The organism is Lelliottia jeotgali, assembly GCF_016771845.1.
GTDB lineage: Bacteria > Pseudomonadota > Gammaproteobacteria > Enterobacterales > Enterobacteriaceae > Enterobacter > Enterobacter jeotgali.
Window position 1 is genome coordinate 1,233,673 of sequence record NZ_JAENMQ010000001.1, and the last position, 18,508, is coordinate 1,252,180.

The following is an 18,508-nucleotide window of genomic DNA, read 5'->3' on the forward strand; positions in this document are numbered from 1 at the left end:
CGCTATGTTGGCCCTCCCCTCTCCTAAATGAGAGGGGATAGTTCAGTGCTCACTTTCCCTGCTTTTCCCCTTCTCCTCGGGGAGAAGGTTGGGATGAGGGCGCCACTGAAATTTTGCGGACTGGCATTAAGGTGGCGTAATCATTCAAACTTTGCCATTGCACCTGGCAGGTCGCATTTTTGTGACACCCCGGTACTTTTAACGCACTAAAGGGGGCGACCATCGTGTTTTGTTCCGCAGGCTGTTCATCAATTTTAAGCTGACTGAGCGTGACATAATAAGGCGTAGGATTACTGACCTGTAGCACCCCGTCATTCATTTTCCACTGCACTTTCTGATAGGCCAAATCTGCCCCTTTAGTTAACCCCGCAGGGCGATAAAAGAGTTTCATCCGCGATTTCACCGCAATTTGCAGACTGTTGGCGTCGGGCCTGCCCGCCGGAATCGCCGCTATGGTCAGGTAAAACAGGCTTTCACGATCGGCGGGTAAAATACCGCCAGTGCGGATGATGCGGATCTTTCCTGCATGTCCACCTTCAACCATCACCAATGGCGGTGTGGCGACAAAAATCGTTTTCCCCTCAAGCGAGCTGATTTTGGTCTGTACCAGATAATCTGCGCTGGTGGTGTTTTTCATGTCGACGGTGATGGACTCTGCCGCCTCCGGGAAAACAAACCGCGTGCCGCCAATCACGATCCCCGCGTGGGCGGTGAAACTGCAGGATAACGCTAAAACCAGAAGGGGAATTTTCATCTTACTGATAGGTCAGGTTAAACGTCACGCTAGCCGATGCCGGGCCGGAAGTGACAGTGTCAGTGAAAGAGGTGTACTGCGCGAAGAAGTCCAGCGAAGCGGTAAGCGACGACGCCGTCAGTGGATAGTTACGGCTACTGCTGTTCACCGGGATGGTGTGTTGCTGGTCATCAAGCAGGGCAATACCGACGCCCTTGGCCGCACCGGGGTTATCATCCACAGCGATAAGTGGGCTGCCGGGCGCAGGCGCGGTGCCGATAAACGTGACGGCGACGTTACTGGCAGCACTGCCACAGTCTTTAAGGCCAATGGTGAATTTCACTTGGTTGCCGCTTTTACCCGCAGGCTCCAGCTGCTTATCAGAAATATTCCCCATTGTAATTTGCAGATCGGTGGTACTGACGGTGCAGGTGTTGTCATGGATAAATCCGGTGATATTGACGGTGCCAAGGCCATCGTCCGAGGCGAAACAATGGGGCGCGAAACCGAGCAGCAAGACGGCGCAGAGCATTTTCATCATTCATAGTCCATCGCAAAATAGAGCACGGCGGAGGCATTGCCCGGCGTGACCGGGTGCGCGGTGGCCTTGTAGCGCAGGGCAAAGTTCAGGCTGTTACTGCCGCCATGCAGGGTGTAACGAATGGGTGAGAGGCTGTTCACCGCCAGCGGCTCACCGTGTTCGTCCAGTAGCTGTACCGCCACGCCTTTTGCCATGTTGCCGGTGCCGCCGGTGTCGGACAGCGCCAGCAGCGACGGGTCTGAACCGCCGTCCTGCGCGCCGGTAAACGTGATCGCCGCGTTGATAATATCCGGCGAGCATTTGGTCAGCTCAATGGTGAAGGCCGTTTGGGTGCTGACCGCGCCGATCGCCTTGAACGCGTTTTCTGAAAAATCGCCCAGATGCACGGTCTGATTTTTACTTCCGGCGTCGATATCGCAGCTCTCTTTTAAAATGGTGCCCGTCATGATGAGGTTAAAGTGCGCCAAATCCGCCCCCGCCAAAGGGGAGAATAAGACGCAGAAGAGAAGCCACGTTTTCATCGGAATATCCCTCATGCGAAATCGACGCGAATATAGGCCAGCGCCTTAAACTGCCCGGCGGTGGGCGCATTCCCGGTAGTGCTGACCGGAGCAACCTGGAAGCTGACGCTAGCTTCATAATTTTCATTGATGGTGAATGGCATTAATCCGTTGTTGGGTAGAACCAGTTTCCCATTTTCATCGAGCAATTCCACGCCGACATCAGCGTTATCGGTTTTAATAAAAGTTGAATCATCAGGGGATACTTCACTTTGAAAACGCAGCGTCAGATTGGTATAAGCCGCAATATTGTTGCACTTCATTGAGGCTTTAATTTTTTTCTCGATATAACCCACAGGTTTTTGGCCTTTGGTGGTGAAATCGCCGGACCATATTTTCCCGAAGTCCACGGTGATAATTTGCCCGGAGTCGATGATGCAGTTTTGCGGCACGCTGATAAGTCCGTTGATCCACACGGACGACATTGGAATACTTCCATAAGAGCCAGGTGTTAAAGAAGCATAAATATCTACCACTTTTACATTCTCAACAAAAATGGTTCCGACAAACGGCTTGGCGATATATAACAATAGCTTTCCTTGACTTCCTGTAGTCCAGGTTGATCCCGATGTCCGATTGGGGTTAGTGGGATCCTTACATTTGTATGCCCTAGCAAAACCACCCTTTGAGAAGAGATTATTTTCATCATTCCAAGGAGTTGGGATAAATGCAAGGCGCGTTCCTGCCATCCAAATAGAAGTAGTGACTTCCAGATAATCATTGACAGTAAAAAATTGATATGTTCCATCTGAATGCCCAGTATTTAGAATAGTCGCTGTGGAATAATAGGTATCAGAATTGGTATTACTTTCATCTTCTTTGACAGGATCACAATCGCAACTAGCATTATATTTCCCTCCAAGATTCCATTCATATGGCCGAGGAAAAAGATAACCGGGTTTGTTTCCTTTAGGATCAACCACTGTGATATTACCAAAATTGTAGGTGAAATTATAAGTTCCATTTGTTGGCGAGCAGGCTCCCGTATATGCCTTCGCTGCCTGACTTCCGCCAACAATTAATAATAAGGAAAGGAATATGTTTTTTAAATAACGCTTATATTTCATTATTGACACTCAACTTTAAACAAACTGATCGGTTTATTCATTTCACTGTCGGCAAGCTGATATTTGGCTTTGCACTGTTCTTTGCCGTCATCGCCCCACTGCACGGTTAATTCACCCGTCAGCGGCAGCCCCATTAAATAGGCCTGCCCGTCGTCGCCAACGATGGTGGAGGTTCCGCCATCGCTGCGGCTGACGGTGGCGCCAAACGGCACCGGTTTGTTGTGGTACATCAGGGTGACCAGCGCGCGCAGGCCGGTATGGGCTTTGAAATCGGCCACTACCAGTGCACCTTCGCTTGGCACCACGTCCACCACGGCGTTATCGATATCGGTTTTATCGCCGAGGGTATCGCTGTTCAGCGCGATGCGGTTCTGGCGATAGGTGGTGGCATAGGGCACGACCGCATAGCCCCGCCAGTCGGTTTTCACCCCGGTGCTGTTTTCAATATCCACGCCCGCCGCCCCCGGCGCTTTGATCAGCACGTTGGTGCTGCCGAGCGGTTGGCTCAGCGTGATGCCGTTGGCATGAGCAACGATGCCGCCGCTCAGGCCATAGTTCACCTGCTGATAGCCCGAGCTGTAGTTGTAGCCGATATTGCTGTTGCCAAGCCCGCCCTGATAATCCAGCGACGCGTTGCCGTTAGCTCCTACACCTCTATTGGCATAACCCTGCTGCACGGTGTAGCTGAGGTTGTTATCGCGAAGCAAAGTGCCGCTTACACCCGCCGCCTGGGTCATTTTGCCGTGGCTGTCGGTGCTGTTGTTGTAGGTGGCGTAGGCGTTGTTCGGTGAGTTGCCCACCTCACTGTTGTCGCCGCCGGTGGAGAGCCACTTACCCAGCGGCAGGGAGATACTCAGCGCGAACTGCTGGTCTGAATCTGGCTGGCCCTGGGCTTTGTTGTAGCTGAAGCTCAGGTTATAGCTGACGTCATGCAGATTACCGCTGTAGCCCACCTGAAACAGCGAATCGGTTTCGCTGGTGTTCCAGTAACTTTGCTGGCTGCCGGTGACGTATACCGAGCCGACGCTGCCGACCTGCTGCGAAATGTTGACCTGAATTTTGCCGCGCTTGTTGTAGTAAAGATCGTAGTAATCGGTCCAGTTCGCCGGGTCGTCTTCGTTGTCATTCCCGGCTTCGTCCAGCGTATCGACATGATGCCCGCTCATTCGCGTATAGGTGGTATCACTCAGGGTGTAGTAACCCTGCGTGGAGTAGCGATAGCCCAGCAGCTGGAAGTTGGTGCCGGTGGCGCTCAGCGATTTCGCATACAAAAAACGCAGCGACTGGCCGGTATGTTTGCTGTCATCGGCAAGCGTACTGTTGGCCTGGGTCAGGTCGGTTGAGAAGGCGCCATAATCACCCAGGTTCAGCCCGAGCCCAAGGTTTTCCGCCTGATAGTTGTCGGCGTGCTGTACGCCACCGTAGGCGGTTAACCCGTACGGCAGCCCCCAGATGATGGTGCCCTGGGCGAAATTCTCGTCGTCCTGATTATCGGTGTTGGTGTGGTACTGCCCGCCGGTGAAGGCATATTTAATCCGGCCTTCGCGCTGTAACAACGGCACGGCGGAATAAGGCACTGAAAAGGTGGTGTGAGTGCCATCGGTTTCGGCAATGTCCACGTCCATATCGCCGCTCGATGACGTCGGATACAGATCGTTAATCTCAAACGCGCCCGGTGAAACATAGGTCTGATAAATCACATAGCCGTTCTGCTTGATGGTCACTTTGGCGTTGCTTTTGGCGATGCCGCGCACCGTCGGCGCGAAGCCGCGCAGGCTGTCGGGCAGCATATTGTCATCGGAGGCAATTTGCACCCCGCGAAAGCCGACGCTGTCGAAAACGTCTGACGGGGTATAGCTGTCGCCCACCGTTAGCTCGCCTTTCAGTGGAATGATGCTGCGTTGCAAATAGGTGCTGACGTGATCCCAACGGCTGGCGCTGCCGCTGTCTTGCCCGCCGCTGTAGGTGCCGGATGAGTAGTCGTGCAGCCGCCACGGCCCGACGTTCAGGGTGCTTTGCAGGTTGAGGTAATAGTTATTGCTGACGCTGTCGCCCCAGCTGTTGCTGCCGGTGAAATCGTAGTTCAGCAGCAGCGCAGTGATGCCGTCATCCCACTGCTCCGGGGGAATGTAGCCGCGCGCGTTCTGTTTCATCGCCGCCTGCGGCAGGCTGATTTTCAGCTGCTGTTGCTCAAAATCAAAATCGGTACGTGCGCCGGGGATCATGGTCGTCAGAGGAACACAGTCGTCCGGCGAGAGGGCCGCGATGTCGGGAAAGGCTTTCATCTCCACGCCGAGTGCGTCCAGGCGCACCCGTGTCAGACAGGGAATCACATCACCTTTCTTCTCAGCGGGCGCTTTGAACTCGATATCTTCTGTCGAGATGAAGTTTTCATTCAGGTAGAGATCGACGCGGTATTTTCCGGGGCCGTGCCCGCTGCCTTTTTCAAAGCGTTTTAGGCTGGCAACCGCCGACGGATCGTCCGACAAAAACGCCGGATTGAAGTAGCCCGCCGCACGCGTCGCGGGTGAAAGCGCCAGCGTCAGCAGCATCATATACCGCCAGCGCAGGGCGTGACAGATAGCCCGCGTGAGCAGCGTCAACTGAGTGTCCTTGCTCATCCGCATCACGCTATTCCATTATGCCTTTTTGCCCGGCTGAGTTAGCGCCGAAGTCGCTGACCGTCTGGAAGGTTATCTCACCCGGAGCGTTGTCGGGCACCGGAACCGTCAGGCTGTCTTTCGGCGGTACCATCGTGTTTGGCAGTTTTTTACCGCCGACAGTGAATTGCACCAGCGTCACGTAATAGGGACTGGGGTTTTTGATGGTCAGCTGTGGGCCAGTGCGATGAAAACGCAGCAGCGCCGGAGCCTCCACCGATTTCATCGGCAGATTTTTCGGGCGTACGAACAGCTTGATTCGGCTCAGCACCGCCAGCTGGAGGGTGTTTTTGGCTTTGCTGTTATCCGGCGCAGACGGCACGGCTTTCATGTTCAGCCAGTACACGCTTTCGCGATCGGCGGGCAGGGTTTTCTGACCGATGTACATCACCCGCAGGGTATTTTCCTTCTGCGGCTGAATGACAAACAGCGGTGGAGTGATCGCAAAATCTGAGCTTCTCTCGCCGTTCTCGTTCTCCACCCAACTCTGAATTAAAAACACGGCGTCATCATCGCTGTTGTTGACACTCATAGAGACCTGGCTGCTGCCTGCCGGATAGATAAGCCGCGTGCCGCCCAGGGAAATTCCCCCGGCAGTAGCATGCTGGCTGAAGCAGAGCATCAGGGCTGTTAACGCGAAGGGCCGAATAAAACGATGAGTCAACACATTCACCTCAGTAGCTACGGATAGATAACAATAAAATTGGCCACCACGCTGGCATCCCCGGCGACGATGCGCGCCGTGGCACGGTATTTGGCGAGAAAATGCAGCACGTTTTCGCCGTCAATCAGTGTTTTGTAAGAGCGAGGGGCACTGTTAGGGACCACCAGGTTGGTTTGCTCGTCGTAGATACCGAGGCCGACGCCAATGGCGGAGCCTGGCCCATCGATGACCGCGAGTACCATCGGATCGTGGCTGTCGGTGACCCCCTGGAAGGCCACGCCTGCAGACTGGCTGACCGTACTGTCGCAGTCTGTAATGGTCAGGGTGAAGCCGATAGGATCGGCCCAGCTGCCGACGCCGTTAAAGGCATCCTTCCGTACCTGGCCCATGTTGATGGTTTGGTCAGTACTGCGAGCGTCGACAGCACAGCCTGAATTCACCGCGCTACCGCCGAAGTGGATTTGCCCTCCGGTCTCAGCCGCCGGGGCGAAACGAGTCATCAAAAGCAGCCCGGCAATAAGAAAAGGCTGCCAGGTATACGCCTGATACGTCATCTTCAGATCCTTGAAACGAAGCATCATTACGCCATCCGTGGCGTCTCATTCATCCCTGAATCATGTTTTCAGGATCAGGAGTAGGTCACGTTAAATGTGGCTGTCGCCTGCACATCACCTGCTTTGACGGTGTCACCGGTAGAAATGTAATCCGCAGCGAAGATCAGTGAGTTTTCACCATTGATCAGGGTATAGGCCGGAGAAGCGGTACCCAGACCCAGCGCTTTGCCTACGTTGTCATACAGCTGGATGCCAATGCCCACCGCAGAACCGGCACCGGCGGTGTTGTCCAGCGCCGTTGGCATGGCGGCTGGGGCGTTGCCGCTGAAGGTGATAGAGGCGTTGGTGGAAACCGATGAATCGCAGTCAGACAGTTTGATGGTGAACGGACGCTTCTGGTTAGCCGCGGTACCTGCTGCGACTTTACCGTCCGCACCCGCGAATTTAGCGGTGCGAACCTGGCCCATGTCGACGTTAAAATCGACAGAGTCTTCATCCACTGAACACGCAGCATCCACAACGGTTCCGTTAAAATGCACCTGCCCACCGGTCACTGACGTGGTTCCCGCTGCCAGTGCAGAACCGGATAAAGCCAATAGGGTTGCTGCGAATAAAGTGTTCAGTTTTTGTGAAGTAGTCATGTATATCTTCCTTTATCATTTAAATAAGCTATCGTCTAATAGCCCGGAAACATTGTTAAATAATTGATGACAAATAACCCGTCACATGAATATGTAGGAATTCATGTTATTTGAGCATGACGAAGATTATTTGTTACGCCGACAATTATGCAGACATTTATTTTTAATTAAATAGAAAATTCACACCTTTTCTGGATAGTGCAATATCCAATTATAGACACTTTACCAAACACTCCTGGACACTTTATTTTAATTGAGCGATGCGTTTAAAATAATCTGCATTCATATGACAATCAAAATATTGAATCATTTTTACATTGGTTGCTTGTTATTTTCAGCAGAGAACTTTTACCTGGCATTGTGATATTATAAACTGTTATCTGGAGAGAGTTATGAAATCAGTATTACATAATAGTGCTTCTGTTTATCAAGATCCCTACTTTAACCTGGAAAAACCCGTAGCAGAGGTGAAACGCATCATTGAGAGTTTGCTTCCGGCAGCGACGCCGGTCTTCATGCAGGAAGGTGGAGGGGTTATCAACCTGCAGCTTCTCAATAAAAATGAGGGAGGGCTATCGGTCATTTTGTTATTAAAGGGAAAAATTAATTTTATAAGAAAATCCTCTGGGGGAATACTCTTTGGTACTGCCGATGCACCCTCTGTATTTGGATTATTGGGCTCCAGCTTCAAAGCAGAGGTTTTCAAATATGTCGCGGTGGGTGACTGTGATGTCTACGTTCTACCCAGAGATATGGCAATAGATATAATTAATGAGCACAATCTGTGTCGTGACGTTTTCAACTATCACGCCTATATTTCTGATATGGAAGTAAAATACAGTAACCGTCTAATCAATCAAACGCCCTATGGTATTGTGTGTGCGATTCTCTGCGAACTTGCTGCATTACCTGAATCGATAAGATTAAAAACAGGCATTGCGAAATTCATCATTGAAAGAAGTCATATAAGGCGCAGTACGATGATGAAAATTTTGGCTGATTTGCGTGATGGAGAGTATGTGGATATCCAGTATGGAAAACTTATAAGAATTATAAAGAATTTCCCGAAATTTTATTGAGTCTATAGAAAAGCAGATAGAGGCTGTCAATAAAAGTTCGGTGACCGTCTGAGCAATCACCTTTAACAGGGTGGCCGTTACACAGAATGATGACAGGCGCGCACAGCCGCCACCCGACAAAACGTTAGCGCGTGATCCACAACGTCGGCCATGCGTCTGGACCGTGCCAGTTATCGCAGCTCGGCTCCTCTGCATATCGCACCAAACGAAAACGCTGGCCGTCAAAACGCCAGCGCGTCTGGATACCGCAATCCGCCATGCCGCGTCCTAACGCCAGCGTCGTCAGCTCGCGCGTTTTCTCGTCAAAGCGGGCGTTCATCAGCTCCATATCGCTGCTCTCGCTCGACGAAACAAACGGCAGGCGCAACCGCACGGTTCTGGCGGCGAACGGTTTTTTACGCGACACCAGCCACGCCAGATCCACCGTATTGTAAGCCCCCGCTTCACAGCTGATCATCAGCAGCGCTTTGTCATCCGTTAAGGCGGTAACTCGCACTTCGCGGCGGTTGGGGTCGAGAGAACACTGGGAGTTGTTCATCCGCCAGCTGCCGTAATCCAGCAGATCGTTAAGTTCTTCATGCGTCAGCGGCGTCGGTGTCGGGTTGACGACCGCCACCTCTTTAAGCGCCGGGGCTGGCGGCACGCTCAGCGGCGGATCGTCGCCCTTTTTAATCCACGCGGTTTCGCTGCCCACACGCTTTTGCTGAGAATCAATAAACAGCAGCGCCGCCTTCAGCCCAGCCAGCGAAATAATCTGTTTTCCGTCTTTGAGCTCAAGCGCCTCCCCTTCCTGAATGGTTTTCAGAAACGCGGTGATGGTGGCAGTGTCATCGGTTGTCAGATGCCACGGCGTCAGCTTCCAGTGCAGCGCACCCAGCGTGAGCGGCGTGCCGTCCAGCATCAGGCGCGGCGCGATGGGTGCCTCTTTTACCGGCGACGATTCCAGACCACCCAGATCAATACGCAGATTGGCATCCGTTTTTGCGCCCGCGCTGCGGCTCAACGTCATCACCAGACCGTGATGCTCACCGGTGTTACGGGCCACGCAAAAGTTCTGATTATTGCAGGTCACCTGCCAGTCGGAGAACGATTGCTGTGCAGGTGCCGCCCAGACCAGAGGCACTGGCAGCACGCTGAGGAATAAAATAAGAAGTACGCAGTGACGCATGAAAGGCACAATCCCGGAAACAGAAACTCGAAAACTGGCGGTATCTTCGGGTTCTGCCCGGAATTGCTCAATCGGATTTATCGGATAGATTTATCTGAAAGGCATTCTACCGATGATTTAGAAATCAAGACATTAGGCCTGACAGCTGTAAATACTGAAGCAGTATCAACGTTTTACCGTCGCGGATTTCACCCGTTTTGACCATTTCCAGCGCCTGAGTGAACGGAATTTCCAGCACATCGATGGCCTCATCTTCCACGCCACCACCGGCATTGCTGCGCTGCGCGTCGGTATATTCAGCGATGAAGAAGTGGATAAGCTCCGTCACCCCGCCCGGCGACATATACAGCTCGAACAGCTTCGTGACGTTGCCCACTTCAAAGCCGGTCTCTTCAATGGCTTCTTTGCGGATGCACACTTCGGGTTCGTCGTTATCCAGTAGACCGGCGCAGGTTTCGATCAGGCGTCCGTCGGCGTTGCCGTTCACCCAGGTTGCCACCCGGAACTGGCGGATTAACACCACGGTCTGCTTTTCACGGCTGTATAAGAGGATGGTTGCGCCATTGCCGCGATCGTAGACCTCGCGCTTGTGGCGGACGACTTCGCCTTTATGGCTTAAATCGTAGGTAATGTTACGCAGGACAAAGTAATTTTCAGAGAGGATTTTATCTTTGATAATCTCAATTTTCAGACTCATACGGGCTCCAGGACGTAATGAGCTATTCATAGTACGCCGTGAAACCCGCTTTGTCGCCCCGCTGATTTAATGGATTTTTGGCGCTGCGATTTCCAGCCAGTCCATCATGCCCTGCGCGGCATGACGCCCTTCCGCCATCGCCGTTACCACCAGATCCGCCCCGCGCACCGCGTCACCTCCGGCAAAAATCTGCGGATGACTGGTCTGGTAGCGATAGCGGCTTTCCACGCTGGCGACGATCCGCCCCCAGTCATCGACGTTCACGCCCTGCGCCTGTAGCCACGGCATAGAATGCGGATTAAAACCAAACGCCATAATCACCGCATCGGCCGGCATCACAAACTCACTGCCTGCGACAGGCACCGGACGACGACGGCCCTGCGCATCGGGCTCACCCAGCGCGGTGCGCAGCAGGCGAATGCCGTTGACCTGACCCGCCTCATCCAGCACCAGTTCGACGGGCTGGACGTTAAACTCAAAGTGCGCGCCCTCTTCTTTGGCATTTTTGACCTCTTTTTTCGAGCCCGGCATGTTGGCCTCATCCCGACGATAGGCACAGGTGACTTTTGCCGCGTGATGGCGCAGCGCGGTGCGCACGCAGTCCATCGCCGTATCGCCCCCGCCCAGCACCACCACGTTTAATCCTGCGGTGTCGATAAACGGCTCGGATTCCAATGACGGCAGCCCCATCAGATGGCGAGTGTTAGCCACCAGGAACGGTAACGCGTCATGCACGCCCGGCGCATCTTCGTGCGGGATGCCCGCTTTCATTGAGCGATAGGTGCCGACGCCGATAAATACCGCGTCATACTCACTCAACAGCTGAGTCATCGGCAGGTCTTTACCCACTTCGCAGTTGAGTTCAAAGTGAATGCCCATCGCGGTGAAAATCTCACGGCGTCGCGCCAGCAGCGATTTATCCAGCTTAAAGGCCGGAATGCCGAAGGTGAGTAATCCGCCGATTTCCGGGTGTCTGTCGTAGACCGTGACGCTCACGCCGTGGCGAATCAGCACATCCGCACACGCCAGCCCCGCCGGACCTGCACCGATAATCGCAATACGTTTATCAACGGGCGTGACGCCGCTCATATCGGGCCGCCAGCCTTTACTCAGCGCCTGGTCGGAAATGTAGCGTTCAATATTGCCAATCGTCACCGCACCAGATTCATCGCGAACCGTGCAGGCACCTTCGCATAAACGGTCCTGAGGGCAGACGCGTCCGGTGATTTCCGGCAGACAGTTCGTTTGATGAGAAAGCGCGACGGCCGCGTCAATATCTCCGGCTTTGACACGCTCAATCCATTGGGGAATGTGGTTGTGCAGCGGGCAGGTCCATTCGCAGATGGAATGTTCGCCGCATTTCAGGCAACGCGCCGCTTCGCGGTTCGCCTGATCCGCGCTGAACGGTAAATAGATCTCGTCGAAATTATCGGCGCGCGCGGCCGGGCTGAGTTTGTCCGGTTCGCCGCGCGCTGGCAGAGCCTGCATCTGCTGAATTTTACTCTGTCGTGATTCGACTGCTGTCGCCGTGCGGTGCCACGGCTGCGCCTCCTGGCAGGCCGTGCGCAGACGCCGCGCTTTGGCCAGGCGGTTCAGTACTTCTGGCGTCACCAGCGTCAGGGCATCAGCCGGACAATTCTCCACGCACGCCGGGCCATTTGGCCGGTCACTGCAGAGATCGCATTTATGCGCCGTGGCTTTGACGTGACCGTTAGATATCGGCGTCACCACGATCTCCATCGTGCCAAAAGGACAGGCAACAACGCAGGCTTTACAACCAATGCATTTTTGCTGATTCACCTGTACGCTATCGTGGCTTTTGGCAATCGCGCCGTTTGGACAGCTTTGCGCGCAGGGCGCATTTTCACAGTGGTGACAGGTCACCGCGCTGCGCCGTGTGCCCTCTTTGAGCACCGTTATGCGCGGAACAAACTGGCGCTGGCTTAACACGTGTTGCTCATTATTGTGCGCCATCACGCAGGCCACTTCGCAGGCGTGACAGCCGATACATTGCAGGTTATCGGCCATAATAAAACGATTCATAGAAGCACCTGTTCTGGTAGCATTAACCCTGTTTTTTATAAGCATATGGTATTTACCGACCCCGGGGGTTCCAGGCAATGTTCAAATGCCCAAAAACCGGGACTAATTACGACTTACCTGTGGCAGATCAATTTATTTCATCGCAGGTGAAATTGCGTTTCAATAACGTTCTGGAAACCGTGTCATGATCGTTAAACGTCCTGTATCAGGAAGCCTGGCCAGGGCTTTTATCTCGATTATTTTGCTCTCCGTTCTGACCAGCGGGATTGCGTTGATGACGCTCGCCAGCAGCCTGCGGGATGCTGAAGCGATTAATATCGCGGGCTCGTTGCGGATGCAGAGCTATCGACTCGGCTACGATCTTGAGCGCAACAGCACTGCTTTCTCCGAACATCGCCAGCACTGGCAAAGCACCCTCAACTCTCCGGTACTGAAAGAGCTCGATCGCTGGTACGTGCCGGAATCGGTGAAAACGGGCTATCAGCAGTTACAAACAGCCTGGGCCGAGATGGACAGTCATCTTGAAACGGGAGATAAAGCCTGGTATCAGGACCATATTCAGCAATATGTCGAACGTATCGACACCTTCGTGCTCGCGCTCCAGCACTACGCGGAACATAAAATGCAGCTGGTGGTGGCGATTTCTCTGGCGGGTGGTGTAGGGATTTTACTGCTGGTGTTTATGACCCTGCGCGGGATCCGTCGTCAGGTGGTCGCGCCGCTCAATCATCTGGTGAACGCCAGCCAGCACATGGAACAAGGCCGTTTTGATATTCAGGCACAGGACACCCACCTGCCGAACGAACTGGGGTTGCTGTCGCGCACCTTCAATCACATGTCAGCCGAGCTGCATAAGCACTACCGCTCGCTGGAAATATCGGTCGAAGAGAAGACTCGGCATTTAAACGAAGCCCACCAGCAGCTCGAAATGCTGTTCAAGTGCTCACAGGCGCTGAATACCAGCCAGATAGATACGCATTGTTTCCGCCATATCATCCAGATCGTTCAGGAATACACGGGAATGAGCTACCTGGAACTGCAGGCGGGCGACAACTGGCAGCTTTGCGAAGGGGTGAAAAAACCAGAACAAAAGACGTTCTCCCTGCCGGTGGTGATGCAAGAAACACGCTTTGGCGAACTGCGCTGGCAGAGCGAAAGCGTGGTGCCGGAGCCCCTGATGAAAAGCGTGGCGACGATGCTTGGGCGCGGCCTCTATTTTAATCAGGCACAGAAGCACTTCCAGCAGCTACTGTTAATGGAAGAACGCGCGACCATCGCCCGCGAATTGCACGATTCTCTGGCGCAGGTGCTTTCCTATTTGCGCATTCAGTTGACACTGCTCAAGCGCGCGGTGCCGGACGATAACGTTCCGGCGCAAACCATCATCACCGACTTTTCACGCGAGCTGAATAACGCCTGGCGCCAGCTGCGAGAACTGCTGACCACTTTCCGCCTGACGCTAAATCATTCCAATCTTCCTGCGGCCTTGCAGGAAGCGCTGGAAGGTCTGCAAAGCCAGACCCGCGCGAAGCTGGATCTCGACTGCCGGTTATCGTCCCTGGCGCTGGATGCGCAAAAGCAGGTCCATCTGCTGCAAATTGTGCGCGAAGCGGTGCTGAACGCCATCAAACATGCCGAGGCGACCGAAATTACGGTGAGCTGCGTCACCGCGCCGGACGGCGAACATACGGTATATGTACGGGATAATGGCATTGGTATTGGCGACGCCAGCGAACCGCCGGGGCACTACGGTCTGAACATCATGCGCGAGCGCGCCGAACGGCTAGGCGGTACGCTGGGCTTTTCACAGCCGCAGAACGGCGGGACGCAGGTGTGCATTCGTTTTCGCACCCCGGAACCGGATGTCGGTAAATAACGGTAAATTGCGGGAAGTCGTCATACCCATGCGACGCCACCAGGCAATAATCGACAGGGCGGAAAGTTAACAAGGCGCTGTAAATGCGCATGATAATTTACACTATCTCCTTTTTTTCTCCACGTTTGGCATCCGCCTTGCCGCTAGAGTTAAGCGGGCAATAAACAATAACGATTCGAAGCGAAACGAGGTCTTATTTTCATGGCGAATTTCTTCATTGATCGCCCCATTTTTGCCTGGGTGCTGGCAATTATTTTATGTCTGACGGGCACTCTGGCTATTTTGTCACTTCCCGTTGAGCAATATCCCGATCTGGCCCCGCCGAACGTGCGCATCACCGCGAACTATCCGGGCGCGTCGGCACAAACGCTGGAAAACACCGTCACGCAGGTCATTGAACAAAACATGACCGGGCTGGATAACCTGATGTACATGTCGTCGCAGAGCAGTGCAACTGGCCAAGCGACCGTTACGCTGAGCTTTACCGCCGGTTCCGATCCCGATGAAGCGGTGCAGCAGGTGCAGAATCAGCTGCAATCTGCGATGCGAAAACTACCGCAGGCAGTGCAAAACCAGGGCGTGACGGTGCGTAAAACCGGGGATTCCAACATCCTGACCATTGCCTTCGTCTCAACCGACGGGTCGATGGATAAGCAGGATATTTCGGACTACGTCGCGAGTAATATTCAGGACCCGCTGAGCCGTATTAACGGCGTCGGCGATATCGACGCTTACGGTTCACAGTATTCAATGCGCATCTGGCTGGACCCGGCCAAGCTGAACAGCGTCCAGATGACCGCTACAGACGTCACCAACGCCATTAAATCTCAGAATGCTCAAATTGCCGTCGGGCAACTGGGCGGTACGCCGTCAGTGGACAAGCAGGCGCTGAACGCCACCATTAACTCCCAGTCCCTACTTCAGACGCCGCAGCAGTTCCGTGATATCACTTTGCGAGTGAATCAGGACGGTTCAGAAGTACGTCTCGGCGACGTCGCGACCGTCGAAATGGGTGCGGAAAAGTACGATTATCTGAGCCGCTTTAACGGCAACCAGGCGTCTGGTCTGGGTGTGAAACTCGCGTCCGGTGCGAATGAAATGGCCACCGCGAAACTGGTCATCGACCGCCTCGATGAGCTGTCGCAGTATTTCCCGCATGGGCTGGAATACAAGGTGGCTTATGAGACCACCTCGTTCGTAAAAGCCTCGATTGAGGACGTGGTCAAAACGCTGATCGAAGCTATCGCGCTGGTGTTCCTCGTAATGTATTTGTTCCTGCAAAACTTCCGCGCCACGCTGATTCCGACCATCGCCGTTCCGGTGGTGCTGCTTGGGACGTTCGCCGTGCTGTACGCCTTTGGCTACAGCATCAACACCCTGACCATGTTCGCAATGGTACTGGCGATCGGCCTGCTGGTGGATGATGCCATCGTGGTGGTTGAGAACGTCGAGCGCATCATGAGCGAAGAGGGTTTGTCGCCGCGTGAAGCGACGCGAAAATCGATGGGACAAATTCAGGGCGCACTGGTGGGTATCGCGATGGTGCTTTCCGCCGTCTTTGTGCCGATGGCCTTCTTTGGTGGCACCACCGGCGCGATTTATCGCCAGTTCTCCATCACTATTGTCTCGGCGATGGTGCTGTCGGTGCTGGTGGCGATGATACTGACGCCAGCGCTCTGCGCCACGCTCCTTAAGCCGTTACACAAGGGCGAACAGCACGGACAAAAAGGCTTCTTCGGCTGGTTTAACCGCATGTTTAACCGCAATGCGGCGCGTTACGAAGCGGGCGTGGCCAGAATCCTGCACCGCAGCCTGCGCTGGATGTTGATTTACGTCCTGCTGCTGGGCGGCATGGTCTTCTTATTCCTGCGCCTGCCGACATCATTTTTACCGCTGGAAGACCGGGGAATGTTTATCACCTCCGTTCAGCTTCCGAGCGGCGCGACCCAGCAGCAGACGCTGAAAGTGGTTGAGAACGTTGAATCATATTTTTTCACTCATGAGAAAGACAACATCGTGTCGGTGTTCTCCACCGTCGGTTCTGGCCCTGGCGGGAACGGGCAGAACGTCGCGCGAATGTTTGTGCGCCTGAAAGACTGGGATGAACGCGACAGTAAAACCGGCTCCTCCTTCGCCATTATTGAGCGGGCGACAAAAGCCTTTAGCCACATCAAAGAGGCGCGCGTCTTTGCCAGTAGCCCGGCGGCAATCAGTGGTCTCGGCAGTTCTGCGGGCTTTGATATGGAATTGCAGGATCACGCCGGGGCCGGACACGATGCGCTGATGGCCGCGCGCGATCAGCTGCTTGAACTGGCGGGTAAAAACCATGAGCTGACCCGCGTGCGTCACAACGGCCTGGATGACAGCCCGCAGCTGCAAATCGATATCGACCAGCGTAAGGCGCAGGCATTGGGTGTTTCCATTGACGATGTGAACGATACCCTGCAAACCGCCTGGGGCTCCAGCTACGTAAACGACTTTATGGATCGGGGCCGCGTGAAGAAGGTCTACGTTCAGGCCGCCGCGCCGTATCGCATGTTGCCGGACGATATTAATCTTTGGTATGTGCGGAATAACTCCGGCGGAATGGTGCCATTCTCCGCCTTTGCCACTTCCCACTGGGAGAGCGGTTCACCGCGACTGGAGCGTTATAACGGTTATTCCGCGCTGGAAATAGTCGGTGAAGCCGCGCCGGGCGTAAGCACCGGGACGGCGATGGATATTATGGAACAACTGGTTCAGCAGCTCCCTGCCGGTTTTGGCCTGGAGTGGACGGCAATGTCCTATCAGGAAAGGCTCTCCGGCGCGCAGGCCCCTGCCCTGTATGCCGTTTCACTACTGGTGGTGTTCCTGTGTCTGGCTGCGCTGTATGAAAGCTGGTCGGTGCCGTTCTCGGTAATGCTGGTGGTTCCGCTCGGGGTGATTGGTGCGCTGCTCGCCACCTGGATGCGTGGGCTGGAAAATGACGTCTACTTCCAGGTCGGGCTGTTAACGGTTATCGGGCTATCGGCGAAAAACGCCATTTTGATCGTCGAGTTTGCCAATGAGATGAATTCGAAGGGGCACGATCTGCTGTCATCTACCCTGCACGCCTGTCGTCAGCGTCTGCGTCCCATTCTGATGACTTCACTGGCGTTTGTGTTTGGTGTTCTGCCGATGGCGACCAGTTCCGGCGCCGGGTCAAGCAGCCAGCACGCGGTCGGTACCGGTGTGATGGGCGGGATGATCTCTGCAACCATCCTTGCTATTTACTTCGTTCCGCTGTTCTTTGTGCTGGTGCGTCAACGCTTCCCGCTAAAAGAGCGCCCAGAGTAACAGCCATAAAAAAGGCGGCTCCAGGGCCGCCTTTTTAGCGTGTGATTTATTTAGGGACAATCACATCATTTTTATAACTAAATTAAGTGCTCTTGCAGTTCTTCCTGAATGTCATTTACGAAGCATGTCTTCGATAAAATCTTTCCAGTTCCCCAGTTCACGTTCAATCATAACAACCTCTCTTATTATTATGCGTATTCTATGAGAATATATTGGCATTGTGAAGATAATTTAATCAATGACTCCGATTGCCTCCCCCTACTGCTGTGCTGGCCCTGAGACAAATATGGTCCTATCTCCTTTAATTTTATGTGACCAATCGCAATATTTAGAAACAACCATACTCGCGGGTGATAATCTTATTTTGGACTGACTTTAAAGGAGATTTAAGGTGACTGGACATTTATGCGTAAAAGATGAAACACTATTCAGCTAACAGCTGTAAGTTGAATTAACCCGCATAGTCGATTCAGTCATAAAGCGAATGTGTTATATTTCTCAAAACAATTTAAAATCGAAAATATTGAACATTTCGGATAAATAAAGACAAAAGGATTCACCATGATTGTGATGTACGGCATTAAAAATTGCGACACCATCAAGAAAGCGCGTCGCTTCCTGGAGGCTAATAATATCGAGTATCGCTTTCATGACTATCGCGCGGACGGCCTTGACGCAGAATTTCTGCATAGCGCTATCGCGGAACTCGGCTGGGAAGCGCTGCTGAATACGCGCGGGACCACCTGGCGTAAACTGGATGAATCTGTGCGCAATTCCATCACTGACGCCGACAGCGCAGCAAAATTGATGCTCGAAATGCCCGCGATCATCAAACGCCCATTGCTCTGCGCGCCAGGGCAGCCTATGCTGCTGGGTTTCAGTGAATCCAGTTATACACAAATCATTTGAG

The 18,508-nt window shown here is 53.6% G+C and carries 16 protein-coding genes; 4 read left to right on the forward strand and 12 right to left on the reverse strand.

All coding sequences use genetic code 11. The annotated features are described in order from the left end of the window. Window positions 1-49 precede the first annotated feature (49 nt). Genes JBO43_RS05840 through JBO43_RS05875 form a run of 8 tightly spaced genes read right to left on the reverse strand, consistent with a single transcriptional unit; the run spans window position 50 to window position 7,420 of the window. Entirely contained in the window at window positions 50-754 is a 705-nt protein-coding gene (locus tag JBO43_RS05840) for a fimbrial biogenesis chaperone (RefSeq protein WP_202673884.1), read from the reverse strand. 1 nt (window position 755) lies between these two features. Continuing rightward, window positions 756-1,274, reverse strand: coding sequence for a fimbrial protein (locus JBO43_RS05845; protein ID WP_202673885.1), 519 nt, complete (start codon window positions 1,272-1,274; stop codon window positions 756-758). Then, window positions 1,271-1,795: a fimbrial protein gene (locus tag JBO43_RS05850; protein ID WP_157738413.1), complete on the reverse strand. Its 525-nt coding sequence runs from the start codon at window positions 1,793-1,795 to the stop codon at window positions 1,271-1,273. The genes JBO43_RS05845 and JBO43_RS05850 overlap by 4 nt, the downstream gene beginning before the upstream one ends. Before the next feature lie 11 nt (window positions 1,796-1,806). Continuing rightward, entirely contained in the window at window positions 1,807-2,901 is a 1,095-nt protein-coding gene (locus JBO43_RS05855) for a fimbrial protein (RefSeq protein WP_202673886.1), read from the reverse strand. Further along, window positions 2,901-5,522 (reverse strand): fimbrial biogenesis usher protein, encoded by a 2,622-nt coding sequence (locus JBO43_RS05860; protein WP_202673887.1) that lies wholly within the window; start codon window positions 5,520-5,522, stop codon window positions 2,901-2,903. Before JBO43_RS05860 ends, JBO43_RS05855 begins: the two co-directional genes overlap by 1 nt. Window positions 5,523-5,532: 10 nt before the next feature. Continuing rightward, entirely contained in the window at window positions 5,533-6,183 is a 651-nt protein-coding gene (locus JBO43_RS05865) for a fimbria/pilus periplasmic chaperone (protein ID WP_158251373.1), read from the reverse strand. Window positions 6,184-6,242: 59 nt separating this feature from the next. Continuing rightward, a complete protein-coding gene (locus JBO43_RS05870; protein WP_202673888.1) occupies window positions 6,243-6,806 on the reverse strand; it encodes a fimbrial protein in 564 nt (187 codons plus the stop codon). A 47-nt stretch (window positions 6,807-6,853) separates the two neighbouring features. Beyond that, a complete protein-coding gene (locus JBO43_RS05875) occupies window positions 6,854-7,420 on the reverse strand; it encodes a fimbrial protein (protein WP_095282849.1) in 567 nt (188 codons plus the stop codon). Window positions 7,421-7,812: 392 nt separating this feature from the next. On the opposite strand from JBO43_RS05875, the gene JBO43_RS05880 reads away from it, so the two are divergent. Then, on the forward strand, window positions 7,813-8,499 hold the full coding sequence (locus JBO43_RS05880; RefSeq protein ID WP_103947325.1) for a helix-turn-helix domain-containing protein: 687 nt from the start codon (window positions 7,813-7,815) through the stop codon (window positions 8,497-8,499). A gap of 124 nt (window positions 8,500-8,623) precedes the next feature. Here JBO43_RS05880 and JBO43_RS05885 read toward each other — a convergent pair whose 3' ends face one another. The 3 genes from JBO43_RS05885 to aegA all read right to left on the reverse strand — a co-directional run bounded on the left by JBO43_RS05885 (window position 8,624) and on the right by aegA (window position 12,407). After that, a complete protein-coding gene (locus JBO43_RS05885; RefSeq protein ID WP_202673889.1) occupies window positions 8,624-9,667 on the reverse strand; it encodes a DUF1176 domain-containing protein in 1,044 nt (347 codons plus the stop codon). A 124-nt stretch (window positions 9,668-9,791) separates the two neighbouring features. Further along, complete coding sequence (nudK, locus tag JBO43_RS05890; RefSeq protein ID WP_095282852.1) at window positions 9,792-10,364, reverse strand: GDP-mannose pyrophosphatase NudK; 573 nt, start codon at window positions 10,362-10,364, stop codon at window positions 9,792-9,794. Between the two features lie 66 nt (window positions 10,365-10,430). Further along, entirely contained in the window at window positions 10,431-12,407 is a 1,977-nt protein-coding gene (gene aegA, locus JBO43_RS05895) for a formate-dependent uric acid utilization protein AegA (RefSeq protein ID WP_202673890.1), read from the reverse strand. Window positions 12,408-12,591: 184 nt separating this feature from the next. On the opposite strand from aegA, the gene narQ reads away from it, so the two are divergent. Together narQ and acrD are read left to right on the forward strand one after the other, a co-directional pair. Further along, window positions 12,592-14,283 (forward strand): nitrate/nitrite two-component system sensor histidine kinase NarQ, encoded by a 1,692-nt coding sequence (gene narQ / locus JBO43_RS05900; RefSeq protein ID WP_202673891.1) that lies wholly within the window; start codon window positions 12,592-12,594, stop codon window positions 14,281-14,283. A 201-nt stretch (window positions 14,284-14,484) separates the two neighbouring features. Next, window positions 14,485-17,598 carry a multidrug efflux RND transporter permease AcrD gene (acrD, locus tag JBO43_RS05905; RefSeq protein WP_103949704.1) on the forward strand — a complete coding sequence of 1,038 codons (3,114 nt, stop codon included), beginning with the start codon at window positions 14,485-14,487 and terminating at the stop codon, window positions 17,596-17,598. 111 nt (window positions 17,599-17,709) lie between these two features. Here acrD and ypfM read toward each other — a convergent pair whose 3' ends face one another. Further along, window positions 17,710-17,769 carry a protein YpfM gene (gene ypfM / locus JBO43_RS05910; RefSeq protein WP_100780840.1) on the reverse strand — a complete coding sequence of 20 codons (60 nt, stop codon included), beginning with the start codon at window positions 17,767-17,769 and terminating at the stop codon, window positions 17,710-17,712. A gap of 390 nt (window positions 17,770-18,159) precedes the next feature. On the opposite strand from ypfM, the gene JBO43_RS05915 reads away from it, so the two are divergent. After that, window positions 18,160-18,507 (forward strand): ArsC family reductase, encoded by a 348-nt coding sequence (locus JBO43_RS05915; protein ID WP_095282856.1) that lies wholly within the window; start codon window positions 18,160-18,162, stop codon window positions 18,505-18,507. Window position 18,508: the final 1 nt, after the last annotated feature.